The following is a 16,316-nucleotide window of genomic DNA, read 5'->3' as shown; positions in this document are numbered from 1 at the left end:
AGAAGGGAAGTAAGGTAATTAATTGTTCTGTTCCCTGTAACCTGTTCCCTGCCTTGGTGTACGCACCTCAGCAAGGGCTAGTTATTGATTATTTGTAATTTTTATGTAAGCGATCGCTTGCTTCCAAATCAGAGTCTGCTGGCTGTGTTCATCAACAAGGCAGATGCTATGGTGATCTTGCCAAATCACTTTTCCTGTTAACGTCTCGTTAGTTAAGAGTTTGATGTCAGTAGGTAATGCTTGTTTAATCAGATGTTGTAATTGCCTATTACTGGGCAGTGAGGTGTCAAATTCCGTAATCATAGTCATTAGTAATTACTCATGAAGTCATTAGCCACTGACGCATGACTAATGGGACTAGAAGAAAACACAAATATAATCCATCAATTTTGGAAATGGCAATCGAATTTACTAAGTATCACGGTTTGGGTAATGATTTCATCTTGATTGACAATCGCTCGTCATCCACTCCCTTACTGACTCCAGAGCAAGCACAGAAATTGTGCGATCGCCACTTTGGTATCGGCGCTGATGGTGTTATTTTTGCCTTACCTGGGGAAAATGGCACTGACTACACGATGCGGATTTTTAACTCTGATGGTTCGGAACCAGAGATGTGTGGCAATGGCATTCGCTGCCTAGCTGCTTTTTTGGCTGACTTAGAGGGGAATTCACGGCAAAGTGATCAATATCGTATTCATACTCTCGCTGGTGCGATCGTTCCCCAACTCATCAGCGACGAGCAAGTCAAAGTAGATATGGGTATACCTAAGCTACTTGCTAGTGAAATTCCGACAACTTTGTGTGCCGCAAGTGAAAAAGTAATTAATCAGCCACTAGAGGTAGCAGGGAAAACTTGGGAAGTTACTTGCGTGAGTATGGGTAATCCCCACTGTATTACTTTTGTGGAAGATGTAGCAGCGATTCCTCTGGACACTATTGGTTCCCAATTTGAACATCACCCTGTTTTTCCTCAGCGCACAAATACTGAGTTTATTCAAGTAGTACGCCGAGACTACTTGAAAATGCGAGTCTGGGAGCGCGGTGCTGGAATTACTCTCGCTTGCGGTACTGGTGCATGTGCGTCATTAGTTGCTGGAGTGTTAACAGACAGATGCGATCGCACTGCAACAGTAGAACTCCCTGGAGGCTGTCTGCAAATTGAATGGTCAGAAATCGACCAACATATTTACATGACCGGGCCTGCCACGCAAGTTTTTCAGGGAAGATATGAAATATAGGGTGATGTAGTTAATTAGTGGTTGGTTACTCCTGTTAACCACCACTGACAGCAGTTCCTATTCTTCCACTACCTCTCTCACACTCTAAAAATATCTGTGCTTGTTGAGTGCGATCGCCAATTTTATATGCTTCTATGCAGTGGGATAATAAACCAGCGCTATCCCAGCCCAAAACAGCACGGATGAGAACCAGCAACTTCTGTAAGTCCGAGAATAACGATAGATTCAGAAATCTTAAGTTGTAGGCAAAAAATTCTGCTAAATTCTCAAACTCTTCCCTATTGATGACAACATCAACAGTACAGCGTTGTTTAATCAGCACATTTGTCAGTAATCCCACGTTCAGTGTTTTAAATTTAACTAGAAAAATATTCATGGCGGTTATAGACCGCTTATTAACTAGATTTTTTACGAAAAAAGAAAAAACTTTATCGTTTCTTCCTAACAATGAATATATTAGTATTGGTAATTTAAGTCAAATTTAAAACATTGTTAAGGGCTAAAAAGCTTTTAAAAGGGCTTTTTTACGTGTAAATACTGAGTCATATTTTTATTAGCTTACAAAAATTGCGAATAGTCTTTTATCTCAGTGGATTTACCGTGTAAAAAATTACTTTTAGCTATGAAATTTAAATATAGATAGGCAAGATAATAATCTATATGAGTAGCCGTGTTTACCTGATTCAAGGTGAGATGCGATCTGTTGCGTTTACGTTCTGCTTTGCTGCACTCGGCATGAAAAAAGATTTATCCTCAGGACTTAGGCAAAATACTTCTCTAACTCTTACTTGTCTGTGTTTCCTGTGCCTCTAAGTTCTGATCCTGCAAATATGGAACACCTTAATTTTTGTAAGCCGATGCATTCACAATGCGAGCCGATGCATTCACAATGTGAGCCGATACATTAACAATGCGAGCCGATGCATTAATAATGCGAGTTGATGCATTAATAATGCGAGCCGATGCATTAATAATGCGAGCCAATACATTAATAATGTGAGTCGATACATTAATAATGCAAGCGGATGCATTAATACCGATTCAAAAAATGTTTGCAACACATCCTGATGTAGAGACGTGCCACGGCACGTCTCTACAATGTCTATTTGTCGCATTCTTTTTTCAAATTGGTATAACAGGTTGTGTTTATATGGCAATATGGTTTCACCATAATAGCTTTCTTGTAAAATGGGCTTCTAGCCCTTCCGGTGCGGACAAGATGTCCACACCACAAGATTTATATTTGTGTAATTTTCTGGCATCTTTTTGACTCCTCAAACAATACGGTTTAGGTACCCAACACCCATAAGGGTGTCGCTACACGGACAAAGCCTGCAAAGGCAGGCTTTGTTTGTATAGCCTCAGACTTTAGCCTGTGGGCTTATAATAATTAGTCATCTTTTAATAATCTTCGCAAAAATATTTTTACTTCTATTTTGGCTTTTGATGAAATCTCAAAAAGTGTGTTAAAAATTTGGTCATTTGAATTGTAAGGCGATGGTTGGCGAAATTGTGTATTGACATTCAAAAAATAAAAATAGTTGCTCTAACTGATAACTTGCACCACTCTCAATAACAGTAAGGTGGAGAGAAGTCACAAGATGCCGGAGGTTTCCTCCGTAAGCGTTGCTCCTCCACAAGGAGGCTCAGAACTTCGGAGCACTGTCCACAACGTAAAAATAAGGGTTTGAGGAAAGTTAGGTAGTGCCCACCTACAAAAATAGCAATCAAGCAACTGGTGCGAGATGTGAATCTAACACACTTAAAGAAATTCAAACTATATAAATTAGCAGGATAGTTTTATGACAGTGGCAGTCCTACAAGAAGATTTACAATTTATAGCGCAAATTTTGCAAGAACAACTGCGGGCAGAAATTCCTTCTGGTGAATTTTTCCAAGTGAAGTGTGCGGTGAAAAACGATCAGATCCTAATCTTAGTTCAACATCCAGAAGCTGTAGCAGCTGATACTGAAATCATTTTCGCGGTGCTTGAGGAAGCGCTATATTCGCTACCAACCCAACGGGAGCAGCAGGTGGAACTCTTTTTGAGAATAGCTGGCGTAAAATTGCCTTACACAAAACGTTCCTTAATATGGAGCAATCCTGAAGTACAGTCAGTGGGGGAAGAGTCTAAAGTTGAGCAAGTAGAAGAAATAAAAATATTGCACGAACAAGAGGAGATGGACATTTCTCCGGCAATTTCCACTGCCCACTCCCAGCTGGATCAACCGTGGTTACCCTCTAGTAATCCCGATCGCGAGCCAATACAGCTGCAATTTCCTCCAATCACAGATATTCCTACAGATATTCCTGTTAATGAACAGCAGGAAGAGCTATTTGATCCAATGGCAGGCGCGTCTGATGTTTCCTCATATACAAAGCTCAAACAAAAAAGACAAGTCCAGACTATTGTGTTAGGTGTATCTGCGATCGCAATGGCAGCTTTAGGTGGGGGAGCTTACTTGTTGACTCGCCCTTGTGTAATCTCTGAGTGTAAAGAAATACAAACAGCAAAAAATTTACAAAACTCATTTCGCCAATTAATCCGCAGCGTTAAATCTGAGCAAGAATTGACAAATATCCAGCAACAACTTTTGACAGCAAGTGTAGAATTAGAAGTTATTCCTAGTTGGTCGCCACGTCATCAAGAAGCAGAAACACTGGCAGCAAATTTGTCTGGAAACTCACAAATGATTGCTCAAGTTGTCAATGCTTTTCAGACTGGTTCATCGGCCATACAAAAAAGTCAAACTCCAGCTAAAACTATAGAAGAATTAAAAGCGCGAGGCAAGCAATGGCGACAGGCGATCGCTCCATTAGAGGCTATTAATGCCAATCATGAATTATATAGCTTGGTACAGCCAAAATTAGCCGTTTATCGCACCAAACTGCAAGCGCTGAATCAGCAATTGCTAGTAGAAGAAAAGTGGCTCAAACAATTAGCAACTGCAAAAGATACAGCTTACGCAACAACACAACGGGAAGCCACAGCTAAATCGCTACTAGAGTTGCAAAAAGTTCAATCTCACTGGCAAATGGCAGTTAATACTTTAACTTCCATTCCTCAATCTAGCTCCATATATCCAGAAGCACAAAAACTGTTAGCAGAATATAAACCCAAACTAGCAACTGTACGCGATCGCGCTACTAAACAACTACTAACAGCCAAAAGTTATCAGCAAGCCGTGAACGCTGCCAAAATCGCTAAACAAAGCGAGAAACAAAATCAATGGCAGGTAGCAGTATCTCAGTGGAAGCAGGCTTTAGCTATCGTCAAGCAAATCAATCAAGATAGTTTGTACTACAATCAAGCTCAAAGTTTAATCGAACCTTATTCAAACTCCCTTAGCCAGGCAGAAGAAAAACTCGAAGCTGCCAACTTTTTCCAGCAAATTCGCGCCGACTTAGAAAAAACCTGTGGCGGTGCCATTCGAGTCTGTTCCTTTACCGTCACAGAGCGAGAAATCCTTGTCCGCATTACTCCAGAATATGAACAAGCACTGAATATCAGCTTGAATCAAAGGGATCAAAATAGTGTTGCCACTGTTACAAGCCACTTACAAAGTTTACAGCAAGCTCTAGAAGTAATTGGTGATAACGCAAAATTGGCAGTGATTGTCTTTGATGCCCAAGGCAATCAAATTCACAGCCATATGCCAGGAGGTTAAGTACAGAAGTGGAGTTTTTTTCCCGTTTTCCCCTATCTTCGGCTTTTCCTGCTTGCTTAGGAAAGTTGAGGAATCAGAGGTACGGAAGAAAAATCATCTCCATTCACCTGGAAGCGGGAAATCTCTTGGTGCAGCCCTTGGGCAACTTGATTAAGTTGGGCGATCGCATGATTAATTTCCCGCAAGGAATCCGCTGTTTGTACCGAAGTACTACTCAACTGTGTCATTGCTTCACTAATTTGCAGCGCTCCCTGAGACTGGATTTCCATACCTTGATTGACTTCTTCAAATCGTGGTGTTAGATGTTGTACTTGCTCAATTATTTGTGTGGTTTGAGAACTGATACGGGCAACATCTTCTACTGTTCGCCCCACTTCTTTAGCAAATTTATCCATCTCCATCACACCAGTAGACACCGAAGACTGCATCTGCTTCACCATTTGCTCAATATCCAGGGTGGCGACGGCGGTTTGATCTGCCAGTCGGCGGATTTCTCTGGCAACTACAGCAAAGCCCAAACCATACTCTCCGGCTTTTTCGGCTTCAATGGCGGCATTTAACGACAGTAAATTGGTTTGGTCTGCCACTTTAGTAATAGTGATGACGATATTATTAATGTTGTTTGCCTTTTCACTGATTACCCCAAGTCTGGCAGCAATCGAGTTGGTGGCTTCTGTCAATTGGCGTATCGTCATTTCCATCTGCAATAAATCTTTTTGACTCTTTGTGGCTGCTGTGGTTGTAGCTTGTGACATCACTGCTACCTCCTCCATTGTTTTCACTAATTCTTTAGAAGTAGTGGATATTTCTCTAGCAGCAGCAGCAACTTCCTTTGTTGAAGCTACTTGCTCTGTGATGGTAGCTTCTAATTGTTTGCCCGATGTGGCTATTTGCATGGTTGAGGTAATGATCTGAGCGCCGGATTTTTGTACTTGGCGGATCAGGGCGTTCAGATTTTTGATCATGGTTTTGCAAGCATTGAACAGACGGCTAATCTCATCCTTGCCACTGGAGTCACCATTAACTTGAGCCGTTAAGTTACCCATCGAAATTTGTTCGGCAACTTTAACTACACAGATGATCTGATTGGCAATTTGGCGGGAAAACATAATACCTAATGCGATCGCTGTCAATGGGCCAATCAGCATCCCGATCGCAACCCAGAAGGTGCTTTGAGATACATCTTTGTTTGCTGCTTTTGTGATGTCGGCTGCAAATTCCTGGTTTTCTTGCAGAACAGTCAGAAGTGAATCTTCAGCTTTTTTATAGAGGGGAATTTCTTCGTTTCTCATGTATTCACTCATCTCAGCGTAGATTGCCAAGGCTGTTTTCACCCTTGCCATCTCAGAGGAATTTTCTTTTTCCTGTTGCATTAATTCAATTTGATATTTCCAAGGATGAAAGATGCCGACACTAGTATATTTTTCTTGCAACTGCCTCAAGTACTGGTGAGCTTGCTTCCAGGCATCCCACGTCAGACGAAATTTCTTATAGATTTCCTCCTCTTGTTTGTTATTTACAGGAGTCGCCTCATATTGCCGAAACCCTTCCTCAATTTGCTCCCAAGCCGCTTTGATGCGACTTAATTCTTCTTGTCTTTGCTGTAGAGTAATTGTTGGATTCATCAGCAATCGTTCCGCTGATTGAACTTGAGTTTCTCCCTCATTAACTTTCCATAAACCATCTACACTTGGCAGATTAATTATTGATAGGGTATTAATATGATTCGATAAGCGAGAAGTACCACTCCATCCCACCACTGCAACAATTAATAGCAGTAAACCCATAAATAAAAAAGCGCTAATCATTCGCCACTGAAAACTTAGGTTCTTAAACATATGATTTATGAATCCTGTAAGCTGTTTGATAGGCAATTTTACATATTGCTTGATATTTAGAATTCCCAAAAAACACATAATTCTACAGCTTACAGAGCAAAAAGTTACGCAATTTCACGTAGATTTTGCCAGTTCGGTTTGCGATCGCTTGCTTGTATTACTGACAAACTGGAACAAATCGCGTGTTGAGGAGTAACCCAGCTTCCGCATCTCCCTATCTAATTAACTGAGCGGCGGAATTAAAAAATAAACGGCTCAGTCCCTTAGTTAATAAAATGATTGTCAGCAAGTTGGCAAAAGCGATCGCAAACATAAACAAAATTTGGTAGGATACGGCATCAAGCGCACTTACCCCACTCAGCAATTGCCCGGCGACAAACCCCGGTATAGTAACCATGCCAACGATCGCCATTTGATTGAGCGTGGGAATTAAGCCAGCGCGAATAGCTTCTTTGCGATACCGTGCCACTGCAAGCTCTGGAGTTGCCCCCAAACTCAAATGGGTTTCTATTTCTACCTGGCTATTATTCATGGTGCTGACAAATCTTTCTCCGGCGATCGCTGCTGCATTCATCGCATTACCCAAGACTATTCCAGCTAGGGGGATCAAATATTGTGGTTCGTACCATCTATTTGGTTGAATAATCGCAAGATTGGTATAAAGCACCGTTACAACGGTACTGACTAAAATTGAACCCCACACTAAAGGCAAAACTTGCGGTATTTTTTGAGTGATGCGATTTCGTGCGACGATAGCTGTAATCGTCACCAGTATCCCTAAAAACGCCAAAATAATCCAAGCGTTGTCAAAAGCAAAGATGAAATCTAAAACGTATCCCAGTACCGCTAGTTGTAGGATGGTTCTTCCAGCAGCTAAAACTAAGTTAAGTTCTAGCCCGATTCTTTCCCAAGCCGATAAACCAATGGCTATAACTATTAATGCGGTAGCACTAGCCAAATCAACAAAATCCAGTTTAATTAGTTCCTGCATAAATTTTTTGCTTGGTTAGTTGTTATTTGGTAGTAATTTTTGACTAACTACTAACTACTGTACGGGAGGCAGCGCTTTGCGGAGCCAGTGCGGTGGTGAGGCAACGCGCCCTTGGGGGTTCCCCTACTAACCATTTTTTGCAGAAATTGCCAGTATACTAGGAACTTTAATTACAGGAATTGGATCTTTTGTTGATATTGTCTTTTACCCAGTTAGCAATAGCATACTAAGATTCAGAATGCAAAATTTAACTGAGCTTCTAAAGAATTTATGACAAATCAGTGAAAAATTTTTCATCACCAAAAATGAAAATCTCTTTCCCTATACCCTGTCACTTGTTACCTATCCCCTGTCCCCTGTCCCCTATTTTCAAGACAGATGTGTGATGGTGTAAATTCTGCCACTCTATTAGTAGCAGCAGTAAAAACTCTTGGTGTAGTCTATTAGAACATTTAGCAGTAGCTATTTGATTCGCAATTTATCAGCAAATATCCTGCATAGGCTTCTATTTCTGACATAAAATCACGAACTCATGATTAAAAGTGAAATTTCCATCCCTGCATTTGATATTAAACAGCAATACACCACTATTGAAGCAGAAGTGAGTGCAGCTGTATTGGAGGTTCTAGCTTCGGGTCGTTATATTGGTGGTTCAATAGTAGAGGGCTTTGAACAAAAGTTTGCTGCTTATACAGGTGTAAGTGAATGTGTTGCCTGTAATTCTGGTACTGACGCACTATATTTAGCTCTCAGAGCTTTTAACATTGGCAAGGGTGATGAAGTTATTACAACGCCTTTCACTTTTATCGCCACATCCGAAGTCATCAGTGCAGTAGGTGCAAAACCTGTATTTGTTGATATTAATGCCACTACATTTAATTTTGATTTACAACAAGTAGCCGCAGCAATTACACCTAACACCAAGGCAATTATCCCAGTTCATTTGTTCGGACAACCTGTGGATATGACTGCATTGATGAGTATAGCTGAAGCTCACAATCTTGTCGTAATTGAAGATTGCGCCCAATCAACAGGGGCAAGTTGGAATGGGCAAAAGTTAGGCAGTATCGGACATATCGGTTGTTTTAGCTTCTACCCTACCAAAAATCTTGGTGGTTGCGGCGATGGTGGAGCAATAACAACTAACGATCCACAAATAGCTGCCAAGTTACGGATACTCAAGGAGCATGGTCAAAAAACTCGTTATATATATGAAGATATTGGTATAAACAGCCGTTTGGATGCAATCCAAGCGGCTATTCTGCAAATAAAACTACGGTATTTGGATATTTGGAATCGGCAACGACAAGCGATCGCATCCCGCTATCATCAGTTTATCAATCAAGTTCCCGGTATCATTGCACCCCAGGAATTAGCTGGAGGTGAAGGAGTTTGGAACCAGTATACAATTCGCGTCCTAAACGAGAAGCGCGATAGCTTACGCTCTCAACTACAAGAACGAGGCGTAAATACAATGATTTACTATCCTCGTCCTTTGCATTTACAGCCTGTGTATGCAAGCCTGGGATATCAAACAGGACAATTGCCAATAGCAGAACAAGCCTCACAAGAGGTTCTTTCCTTGCCCATGTTCCCCGAACTTTCTCTTGAAGAGCAAGATCAGGTGATTTATAGCCTTAAGGATTGCTTGAGTTAGAGAGATTGGGGATTGGGGATTGGGAAAAGGACACGGGGATACGGAGAATCGTGAATCGCGTTCTTGCTCCCTGTCACCTGTCACCTGTTCCCTGTCCCCTATCCCTAGCCCCTAACCTCTACACGAGTTGCTAGAGCTTCCACCAAACCGCGAACAGCAGCAATCATTGCCACTTCACTATTGAGTTGATTGATGGCAGAACCAACACCAACACCAGCAGCACCAGCAGCGATCGCCAATGGTGCGGTGACATTAGAAATTCCAGAAGCACACAATACTGGCACTGAAACTGCACGGGAAATTTCATAAGCTGCTGCCAACGTGGGAGCAGCTTTTTCAATTAAGCCCAAACTGCCAGGGTGAGTGGGGTTGCTGCTAGTACCGCCTTCGGTTTGAATGATATCTGCACCAGCTTTCACCAGTTCTTCTGCTAACTGTACCTGTCGATCCAGTGTCAGGATATGGGGAACAGTGACAGATAGGGTAATTTCTGGTAGCAAAGCGCGGGTTTGATAAGTCAGTGTTAAAACTTCCTCAGTTTCAAATCTCCGCCCTTGCGCATAAAAAGAATCGAAATTACCGATTTCAATTAATTCTGCACCATTCTCTACAGCTTGAACAAATTTTTCTGGTTCGACTGCCGACACACAAATAGGAATATTTGTCAACCTTTTAGCTAATTTTACGAGGGCTGGATCGGCAGCGATATCGACAAAAGTAGCACCACCGTGGTGTGCGGCTTTGACGGTGGCAGCAACGCTGTTGGTGTCAAAGTTATTCAAACCGCTGATAACTTTGAGGGCGCAGCGGTTAGCAAATGCATATTGGAGAGTAGGATGCATTGTCATGGATTCTGTGACCAATCTACGAAAATCGCAAATAACGATTATTCTACCGTTCTCCTTTACCTCTTAGCTCGACTTTATCCATTTACCCAAAGGGCGATCGCGTACACCTAAATCCATATTTTCTCGTATTTTAAGTTCATACTGGCAAAAACGAATGACAATTTAATCTTGGTTTAGCAAACCACTAGGGCAACAATAATGTTGTTAAGATTTTATGTCTCAGAAAGTGAAGGTGTAATGATTTGTGAAGTGCTAGTTGGTTGACTAGTTACAGTAACTTCTCTGTGAAAATTTTTATTTACGTAGTAGGTAGCTCCTCGATACATTAATTTCTGAGTTACTCGTACTGCAGATATTTCCATCGGCTTGGGATTGGGATCGACACGATAAACAACCCCACGGTAAATCATGTTCTGAACTGGCTGAAATGCGTTTTCTGCCTTATTGCTTCCAGATTTTGTTGGATCGTATTCGTAGCTCGCGCCGCGATAGTAAAGTTTCATAACTTTGATTAACCTCTTAAATCCACGCTTATAAGCCAAATTTGACTCCAGCTTGAGCTACAAGCTTATAATTAGCTTTTACGGAAATCTTTGCCAATAAAAAAGCGGAATTAAGAAAATTTTCGCTTGAGGGCGATGGTGCAACGGAGGCGATTGCTTCTAAGTATTTGTAGCTTGAGCGAAACCGAGCAATTTAAACCCGCCCTTGCTACTAAAATTCTTTTCTAGAATGCGTTTATTTTATAGCGACAAGAGAAAAATACCATCTGCCGCCAGAGAGTTTCGCGCAGTGGTCTTCTATTTGTAGACTTGTTCTATCGATTCCATGAAAGAGAGTGACAACCATGAGCACAAATAAACTGTCATCACGTCTTTATCCAAGCCGCATTGATCTTCCTGCCGATGCACGCACCAAAATTGTTGAACTTCTCAACCAAACTTTGGCTGCTACTCTGGATCTAAAAACTCAGGTAAAGCAGGCGCACTGGAATGTGAAAGGAGCCGACTTCTATCAACTGCATGAAATGTTTGATGAAATGGCAGATGAACTAGAAGAATATATCGATATGGTTGCAGAAAGAGTAACAGCTTTGGGTGGCTATGCTTGCGGTACCGCTCGCATGGCAGCTGCTAGCTCCATACTGCCAGAATATCCGACTGAGATTTTAGAGGGCATGGAACACGTCACCGCATTAGCAGAGCGCTTTGCACCCTATGCTAAACACATCAGAGAAGCGATCGATACAACCGATGAATTAGGCGATGCAGACACTGCCGATTTATATACCGAAGTTTCTCGCACTATCGACAAGCGACTGTGGTTCTTAGAAGCTCATTTGCAACCAGCAGAAATCAAATCAGAAAATGGTTCTACAGCTGCTAAGAGTCAACAGAAAGTAGGTGTGAGATAAATAAAGGTAATACTTAAGTAATTTCCAGGGCATAATATTACATCAGTTGAACACAAGTAGTTCGCCAAGAAATAAATTTCAAACGGCTAAAAGCTAAAGTCAGTGAAAACTGACTAGGTAAGATTTTCAGTCAGTGCAAACTGACTTGAAGTATAAGCCTGGAACTGAAGTTCCAGGCGTTTTATTGTCGTTATAGGTTCACTTCAGGCTAAAGGGCGGCTTCCCGTAGGGTAGCCTGAGGCTATCATAATCAAGCCTATAAAGGCAGGCTTTGTCTGTATAGCCACATCTTTTGTCGGCTACTTATGCCCTTGCCATTGCCATTTGGCGACAAGATTCAGCACAACGGCGACACATATCAGCGCAAGCTTTCATTTGAGCATCATCACCCATGCGATCGCAATCTTGAGCGCAACGTTCACATACTTCAGCACAAACGCCGCAGGTACGTGCATGAAGCTCAGAAGTGCGAAGCATAAAATTAGCGCTGGTTTCACAAATTTCAGCGCAGTCTAGTAGTAACCGGATATGAGATTGTTCTGCGTGATTGCCGCCTTTTTGTAAGCAGTATGTCACCGTATTCATGCAGATGCTATGACAGTCTAAGCAGTTTTGAATGCACTCCTGCATTCCTTGATTAACTTGGTTCAAAGTGAGTTGTTGTATAGCCATAATCTCAACTTCTCCAATTGCTTAGGTTGACAGGCAAAATTGCCTTTAGCATCACCTTAAAAAGTTACAAGTATGTTTGCCTCTCACTAATGGAGTAATAAAATTTCTACCGATTGAATAATCGGAATTTCATGCCAATTTCATTTTTGTATGCATAAGTAAGTCAAAACACATTAACTAAAACCACAGATCCCCCACTTCTTAAAGAAGTGGGGGATCTTGCAGCTTAACTTATTTATTTTTTTGTTGTTTAAATCACGTATAAAAATTATATAAATAATTAATTAAAGATACCTACACCAAATTAAAAATAAATCAGAACTTTTTCAAATTAATTAAAAAGAGAATATTCTCTAACAAACTAAAAGCTAAGATTTCATTTGAATTTCATTTTGATATGAAATACTAAACATTCAATACATTCAATGCAGTTATTTAGCTCTAATAACAAGCTAGTCGCTATAAATACAATTCACCACCAAGTATGAAAAAAAGTTTTTCCCTACACCCCACACCATTTTTCATGACAGTTATTCTGACAGAACATTACAGTTGACACTCCAGCTAACTGGAGATTTCAGAATAGAGAAGGAACGTTATGAGTATTGATGTTAAGCCTATGACTATTTCTTGGAAAACTGGATTTTTTGCATTTGCTTCTGTAGCGATCGCTCTAACAGGTGGCGTGTTAACAGCCTGTTCTACAAATACTCCCCAAAGCCAAAGCCAGATACCAAATACCACTACCACTGCCACTGATGCTAGCGGCAAGCAACAGATGAACCATGACGGTATGCATCACGGTCACGATATGAACCATAGCATGGTAATGGATTTAGGTTCAGCTGATGTTAATTATGATTTGCGCTTTATTGATGCCATGATTCCCCATCATCAAGGAGCAGTAGAAATGGCACAGGAAGCACAGCAAAAATCAAAACGCCCTGAAATCAAAAAGCTAGCCGACGAAATCATCAAAGCCCAGAACCAAGAAATTACTCAGATGAAACAGTGGCGTACAGCTTGGTATCCCAAAGCAGGAGATAAACCAATGGCTTACGATACCCAACAAAGAAAGACAGTAGAGATGTCATCACAGCAAATGCAAGACATGATGATGAGTACAAACTTGGGTGCTGCCGATCAAGAATTTGACTTGCGCTTTATCAATGCAATGATTCCTCACCATGAAGGTGCTGTGACTATGGCTAAAGATACCTTGCAAAAGTCTCAGCGTTCTGAAATTAAGCAATTGGCTCAAAATATTATCAGTTCACAAGATACAGAAATTAACCAAATGAAACAATGGCGAAAAGCTTGGTATAACCAGTAAACCCAAGTACATAGCCGACACTTTAAAAGGTGTTGCTACACAGACAAAGCCTGCAAAGGCAGGCTTGGTTATGATAGCCTCAGGCTACCCTACGGGAAACTGCCCTGTAGGCTTAAGTGAAGTTTATTGAGTTCTAGAGTGATTTTGAGAGCGATCGCAACTCAATTTCATCTTAATTTCATTTCTCAGTGAAACATTAGTAGAAGAGCCTTTTTAAATCCAATACCTTCGCCAAAATCCAACACCCTAGAAGGGTGTCGCTATACAAACCAAGGCTGCCTCCGCAGCCTGTAAGGATTTCAGCCCACGGAAGTGGGCTTTGTTTGTGTAGCCCCAGGCTTCCAGCCTGTGGGCGTTTGTACTCAAGGAATTTTGAAGCGTGATGTCTAACTCTGTGCGTTCCCAACCACCCACATTTATTAGTTGTGTTTCTGGTACAGTAGCAAGCCTGCTTTTACTAGCGACTCCCACAATTGTTCTGGCACACGCCGGGCATGGAGATGAATTTCATCAAGGAAACCAAGCCACTCAAACTACTAACTCAATTCAAGTTGATGCCCAAACAGCGGAACGGTTGGGAATTAAAACTGAGCCAGTCAAACGTCAGCGCCTCGCAGTTGGCATTAAAACCACCGGGCAAATTGAAACTCTCCCTAGCCAAAAAGTAGAAGTAACAACTCCTATTTCTGGAGCGAAAGTAGTTGAGTTATTGGTAGAACCTGGTGTATCAGTAAAAAAAGGTCAACCCCTTGCTGTTTTAACTAGTCCTGATTTAGTGACACTGCGAGTTGAATCACAAGAAAAACTAGCACAAGCTCAAGCTGACTTACAACAAGCACAAGCAGACTTAAGATTAGCTCAACAAAACTACGATCGCTATCAACAAATAGCCGCAGCAGAAATCGCTCAAGCCCAAAGCCAAGTCTCATTTGCCCAAGAAAAGTACGACAAAGACAAGCAGTTAACCGATGCTGGTGCTTTACCTCGTCGCAATGCCCTTGAATCGCAAACTCAATTAGCCCAAGCAAAAGCCGAACTAGCAAAAGCCAATAGTCGCCGCGATGTCATCGAGGCAGAAAATCAACTCAAACGCGCTCAAGCAGGAGTAGAAGTAGCAAAAAAACGTATAAGCCTCAGTAATACTATTTATGAAACGCGCCTGCAACAATTGGGAAATAGCGCTAATGCTAAAGGACTGGTGACGGTAACATCTCCCATTTCCGGTAAAGTTGCTGACAGAGAAGTAACAATCGGTCAATCCTTTGAGGATGCAGGTGGCAAGCTCATGACAATCGTGAACGATAGTCGAGTTTTTGCCACAGCTAATATTTATGAAAAAGATTTAGATCAAGTAAAAACTGGTCAGAGAATTAGGCTAAAAGTCGCTAGTATGCCTGAGCGTACCTTTTCTGGACGAATTTCCCGAATTGGTGCAGTAGTAGAAGCAGAAACGCGAGTTGTACCAGTACAAGCAGAAATTAATAATACAGGTGGGCAACTCAAACCCGGAATGTTTGCAGAGCTTGAAATTCTTACAAATCAAGCATCAGGCGCTCAGTTGGTGATTCCGAGTTCAGCTGTAGTTGATGTGAATGGTAAAAAAACTGTCTACGTGCAAAATGGTAATGCTTACCAGCCGATTGAAGTCAGCTTAGGGCAAACTTCCGGAGACTTAATTGAGGTAAAGACTGGTTTATTTGAGGGAGATTTGATTGTTACTCAGCGTGCGCCCCAACTTTATGCACAATCATTGCGGGGTGGTGCTAAGACAACAGATCAAACAAAAGAAACTCCTGCACAGGCGACTGAAGTTAAAACATCTAGCTTACCAGTACCGCTGTGGTTGCTAGGAGTAGGTGGAGGAAGTGCGATCGCTACCATTGCTTTCATGGCTGGTGTTTACATCACAAGTCGTCGCAATCAGTCGCAGCAGTTAGTGCTAGTAGGCAGTTCGTCGGAGTTAGATACTTCTGCTCGTGATACAGAAACTCATCACATTGCAAATAATTCGACCACAGATGGACACCGATAAACAAGGATAGGCAGTCTTTTAAATTGAACTAAATATGTTAAATGCTATTCTCAAGTGGTCGATTATCCAACGCTGGATAGTGGTGCTAGGAGCTATTGTTGTTACTTTCTTGGGTGTGTATAACCTTACCCAGATGCCCCTAGATGTCTTTCCTGATTTTGCCCCACCCCAAGTAGAAATTCAAACCGAAGCTCCAGGGCTTGCTCCGGAAGAAGTCGAGTCTTTAATTACTTTACCAATAGAAAGCGCAGTCAATGGTACGCCGGGAGTAGAAACGGTGCGTTCTTCCTCGGCTGTTGGTATTTCTGTTGTGAAGGTGATTTTTAAATGGGGAACTAATGTTTATCAAGCGCGGCAATTAGTAACAGAACGGTTGCAACAGGCGCTGCAAAAACTGCCAGAAGGCGTGGAAAATCCGCAAATTTCTCCGATTTCTTCTCCTATTGGTACGGTTGTGCAATATGCTTTCACTACCGAAACAACCCCAATGATGGAAGTGCGGCGTTTGGTTGATCGAGATATTACCAACCGACTGCTAGCTGTACCGGGTGTTTCTCAGGTGATTGCCTATGGTGGTGATGTTCGCCAGTATCAGGTTTTAGTCGATCCAGCCAAGCTCAAG

16 protein-coding genes are annotated in these 16,316 nt (G+C 41.8%); 8 read left to right on the top strand and 8 right to left on the bottom strand.

The window, feature by feature from the left end; translation table 11 throughout:
• Nucleotides 1-81: 81 nt before the first annotated feature.
• A complete protein-coding gene (locus tag UYC_RS0130985) occupies nt 82-303 on the bottom strand; it encodes an Hfq-related RNA-binding protein (protein WP_026087695.1) in 222 nt (73 codons plus the stop codon).
• A 92-nt stretch (nt 304-395) separates the two neighbouring features.
• Here UYC_RS0130985 and dapF point away from each other — a divergent pair, with 92 nt between their 5' ends.
• A complete protein-coding gene (gene dapF, locus UYC_RS0130980) occupies nt 396-1,241 on the top strand; it encodes a diaminopimelate epimerase (protein WP_016878034.1) in 846 nt (281 codons plus the stop codon).
• A gap of 34 nt (nt 1,242-1,275) precedes the next feature.
• Here dapF and UYC_RS0130975 read toward each other — a convergent pair whose 3' ends face one another.
• Nucleotides 1,276-1,617, bottom strand: a complete 342-nt coding sequence (locus tag UYC_RS0130975; RefSeq protein WP_016878033.1) for a hypothetical protein — start codon at nt 1,615-1,617, stop codon at nt 1,276-1,278.
• 464 nt (nt 1,618-2,081) lie between these two features.
• Complete coding sequence (locus UYC_RS38345) at nt 2,082-2,225, bottom strand: hypothetical protein (RefSeq protein ID WP_157171293.1); 144 nt, start codon at nt 2,223-2,225, stop codon at nt 2,082-2,084.
• A gap of 31 nt (nt 2,226-2,256) precedes the next feature.
• On the opposite strand from UYC_RS38345, the gene UYC_RS35875 reads away from it, so the two are divergent.
• Nucleotides 2,257-2,511, top strand: a complete 255-nt coding sequence (locus UYC_RS35875) for a hypothetical protein (RefSeq protein WP_039752155.1) — start codon at nt 2,257-2,259, stop codon at nt 2,509-2,511.
• Nucleotides 2,512-3,043: 532 nt separating this feature from the next.
• Nucleotides 3,044-4,909: a hypothetical protein gene (locus UYC_RS0130970; protein ID WP_016878032.1), complete on the top strand. Its 1,866-nt coding sequence runs from the start codon at nt 3,044-3,046 to the stop codon at nt 4,907-4,909.
• Between the two features lie 56 nt (nt 4,910-4,965).
• Here UYC_RS0130970 and UYC_RS0130965 read toward each other — a convergent pair whose 3' ends face one another.
• Together UYC_RS0130965 and UYC_RS0130960 are read right to left on the bottom strand one after the other, a co-directional pair.
• Nucleotides 4,966-6,825, bottom strand: a complete 1,860-nt coding sequence (locus UYC_RS0130965; RefSeq protein ID WP_016878031.1) for a methyl-accepting chemotaxis protein — start codon at nt 6,823-6,825, stop codon at nt 4,966-4,968.
• Between the two features lie 136 nt (nt 6,826-6,961).
• Complete coding sequence (locus tag UYC_RS0130960; protein ID WP_016878030.1) at nt 6,962-7,738, bottom strand: ABC transporter permease; 777 nt, start codon at nt 7,736-7,738, stop codon at nt 6,962-6,964.
• Between the two features lie 532 nt (nt 7,739-8,270).
• Here UYC_RS0130960 and UYC_RS0130955 point away from each other — a divergent pair.
• Entirely contained in the window at nt 8,271-9,395 is a 1,125-nt protein-coding gene (locus UYC_RS0130955; protein WP_016878029.1) for a DegT/DnrJ/EryC1/StrS family aminotransferase, read from the top strand.
• A gap of 104 nt (nt 9,396-9,499) precedes the next feature.
• Here the strand turns inward: UYC_RS0130955 and UYC_RS0130950 are convergent, their stop codons facing one another.
• Both UYC_RS0130950 and UYC_RS0130945 read right to left on the bottom strand, forming a co-directional pair.
• Nucleotides 9,500-10,243: a DUF561 domain-containing protein gene (locus UYC_RS0130950; protein WP_016878028.1), complete on the bottom strand. Its 744-nt coding sequence runs from the start codon at nt 10,241-10,243 to the stop codon at nt 9,500-9,502.
• A gap of 212 nt (nt 10,244-10,455) precedes the next feature.
• The gene (locus UYC_RS0130945; protein WP_016878027.1) at nt 10,456-10,746 is read right to left on the bottom strand and encodes a DUF4278 domain-containing protein; all 291 of its coding nucleotides are present in this window, start codon (nt 10,744-10,746) and stop codon (nt 10,456-10,458) included.
• Between the two features lie 344 nt (nt 10,747-11,090).
• On the opposite strand from UYC_RS0130945, the gene dps reads away from it, so the two are divergent.
• Nucleotides 11,091-11,657 carry a DNA starvation/stationary phase protection protein Dps gene (gene dps, locus UYC_RS0130940; protein WP_016878026.1) on the top strand — a complete coding sequence of 189 codons (567 nt, stop codon included), beginning with the start codon at nt 11,091-11,093 and terminating at the stop codon, nt 11,655-11,657.
• 303 nt (nt 11,658-11,960) lie between these two features.
• Here dps and UYC_RS0130935 read toward each other — a convergent pair whose 3' ends face one another.
• A complete protein-coding gene (locus UYC_RS0130935; protein WP_016878025.1) occupies nt 11,961-12,329 on the bottom strand; it encodes a four-helix bundle copper-binding protein in 369 nt (122 codons plus the stop codon).
• Between the two features lie 598 nt (nt 12,330-12,927).
• Between UYC_RS0130935 and UYC_RS0130930 the strand changes: the two genes are divergently transcribed.
• The 3 genes from UYC_RS0130930 to UYC_RS35870 form a co-directional block, all read left to right on the top strand.
• Nucleotides 12,928-13,662 (top strand): DUF305 domain-containing protein, encoded by a 735-nt coding sequence (locus tag UYC_RS0130930; RefSeq protein WP_016878024.1) that lies wholly within the window; start codon nt 12,928-12,930, stop codon nt 13,660-13,662.
• Between the two features lie 382 nt (nt 13,663-14,044).
• Nucleotides 14,045-15,694 (top strand): efflux RND transporter periplasmic adaptor subunit, encoded by a 1,650-nt coding sequence (locus tag UYC_RS0130925; protein ID WP_016878023.1) that lies wholly within the window; start codon nt 14,045-14,047, stop codon nt 15,692-15,694.
• A 34-nt stretch (nt 15,695-15,728) separates the two neighbouring features.
• Nucleotides 15,729-16,316: efflux RND transporter permease subunit (locus tag UYC_RS35870; RefSeq protein WP_040432690.1), on the top strand; the 588-nt coding region annotated here is incomplete at its 3' end.

This window comes from Chlorogloeopsis fritschii PCC 6912 (assembly GCF_000317285.1).
Lineage (GTDB): Bacteria > Cyanobacteriota > Cyanobacteriia > Cyanobacteriales > Nostocaceae > Chlorogloeopsis > Chlorogloeopsis fritschii.
The sequence above is the reverse complement of the archived record's forward strand: the minus strand, read 5'-3'. Positions and strand labels throughout refer to the sequence as shown.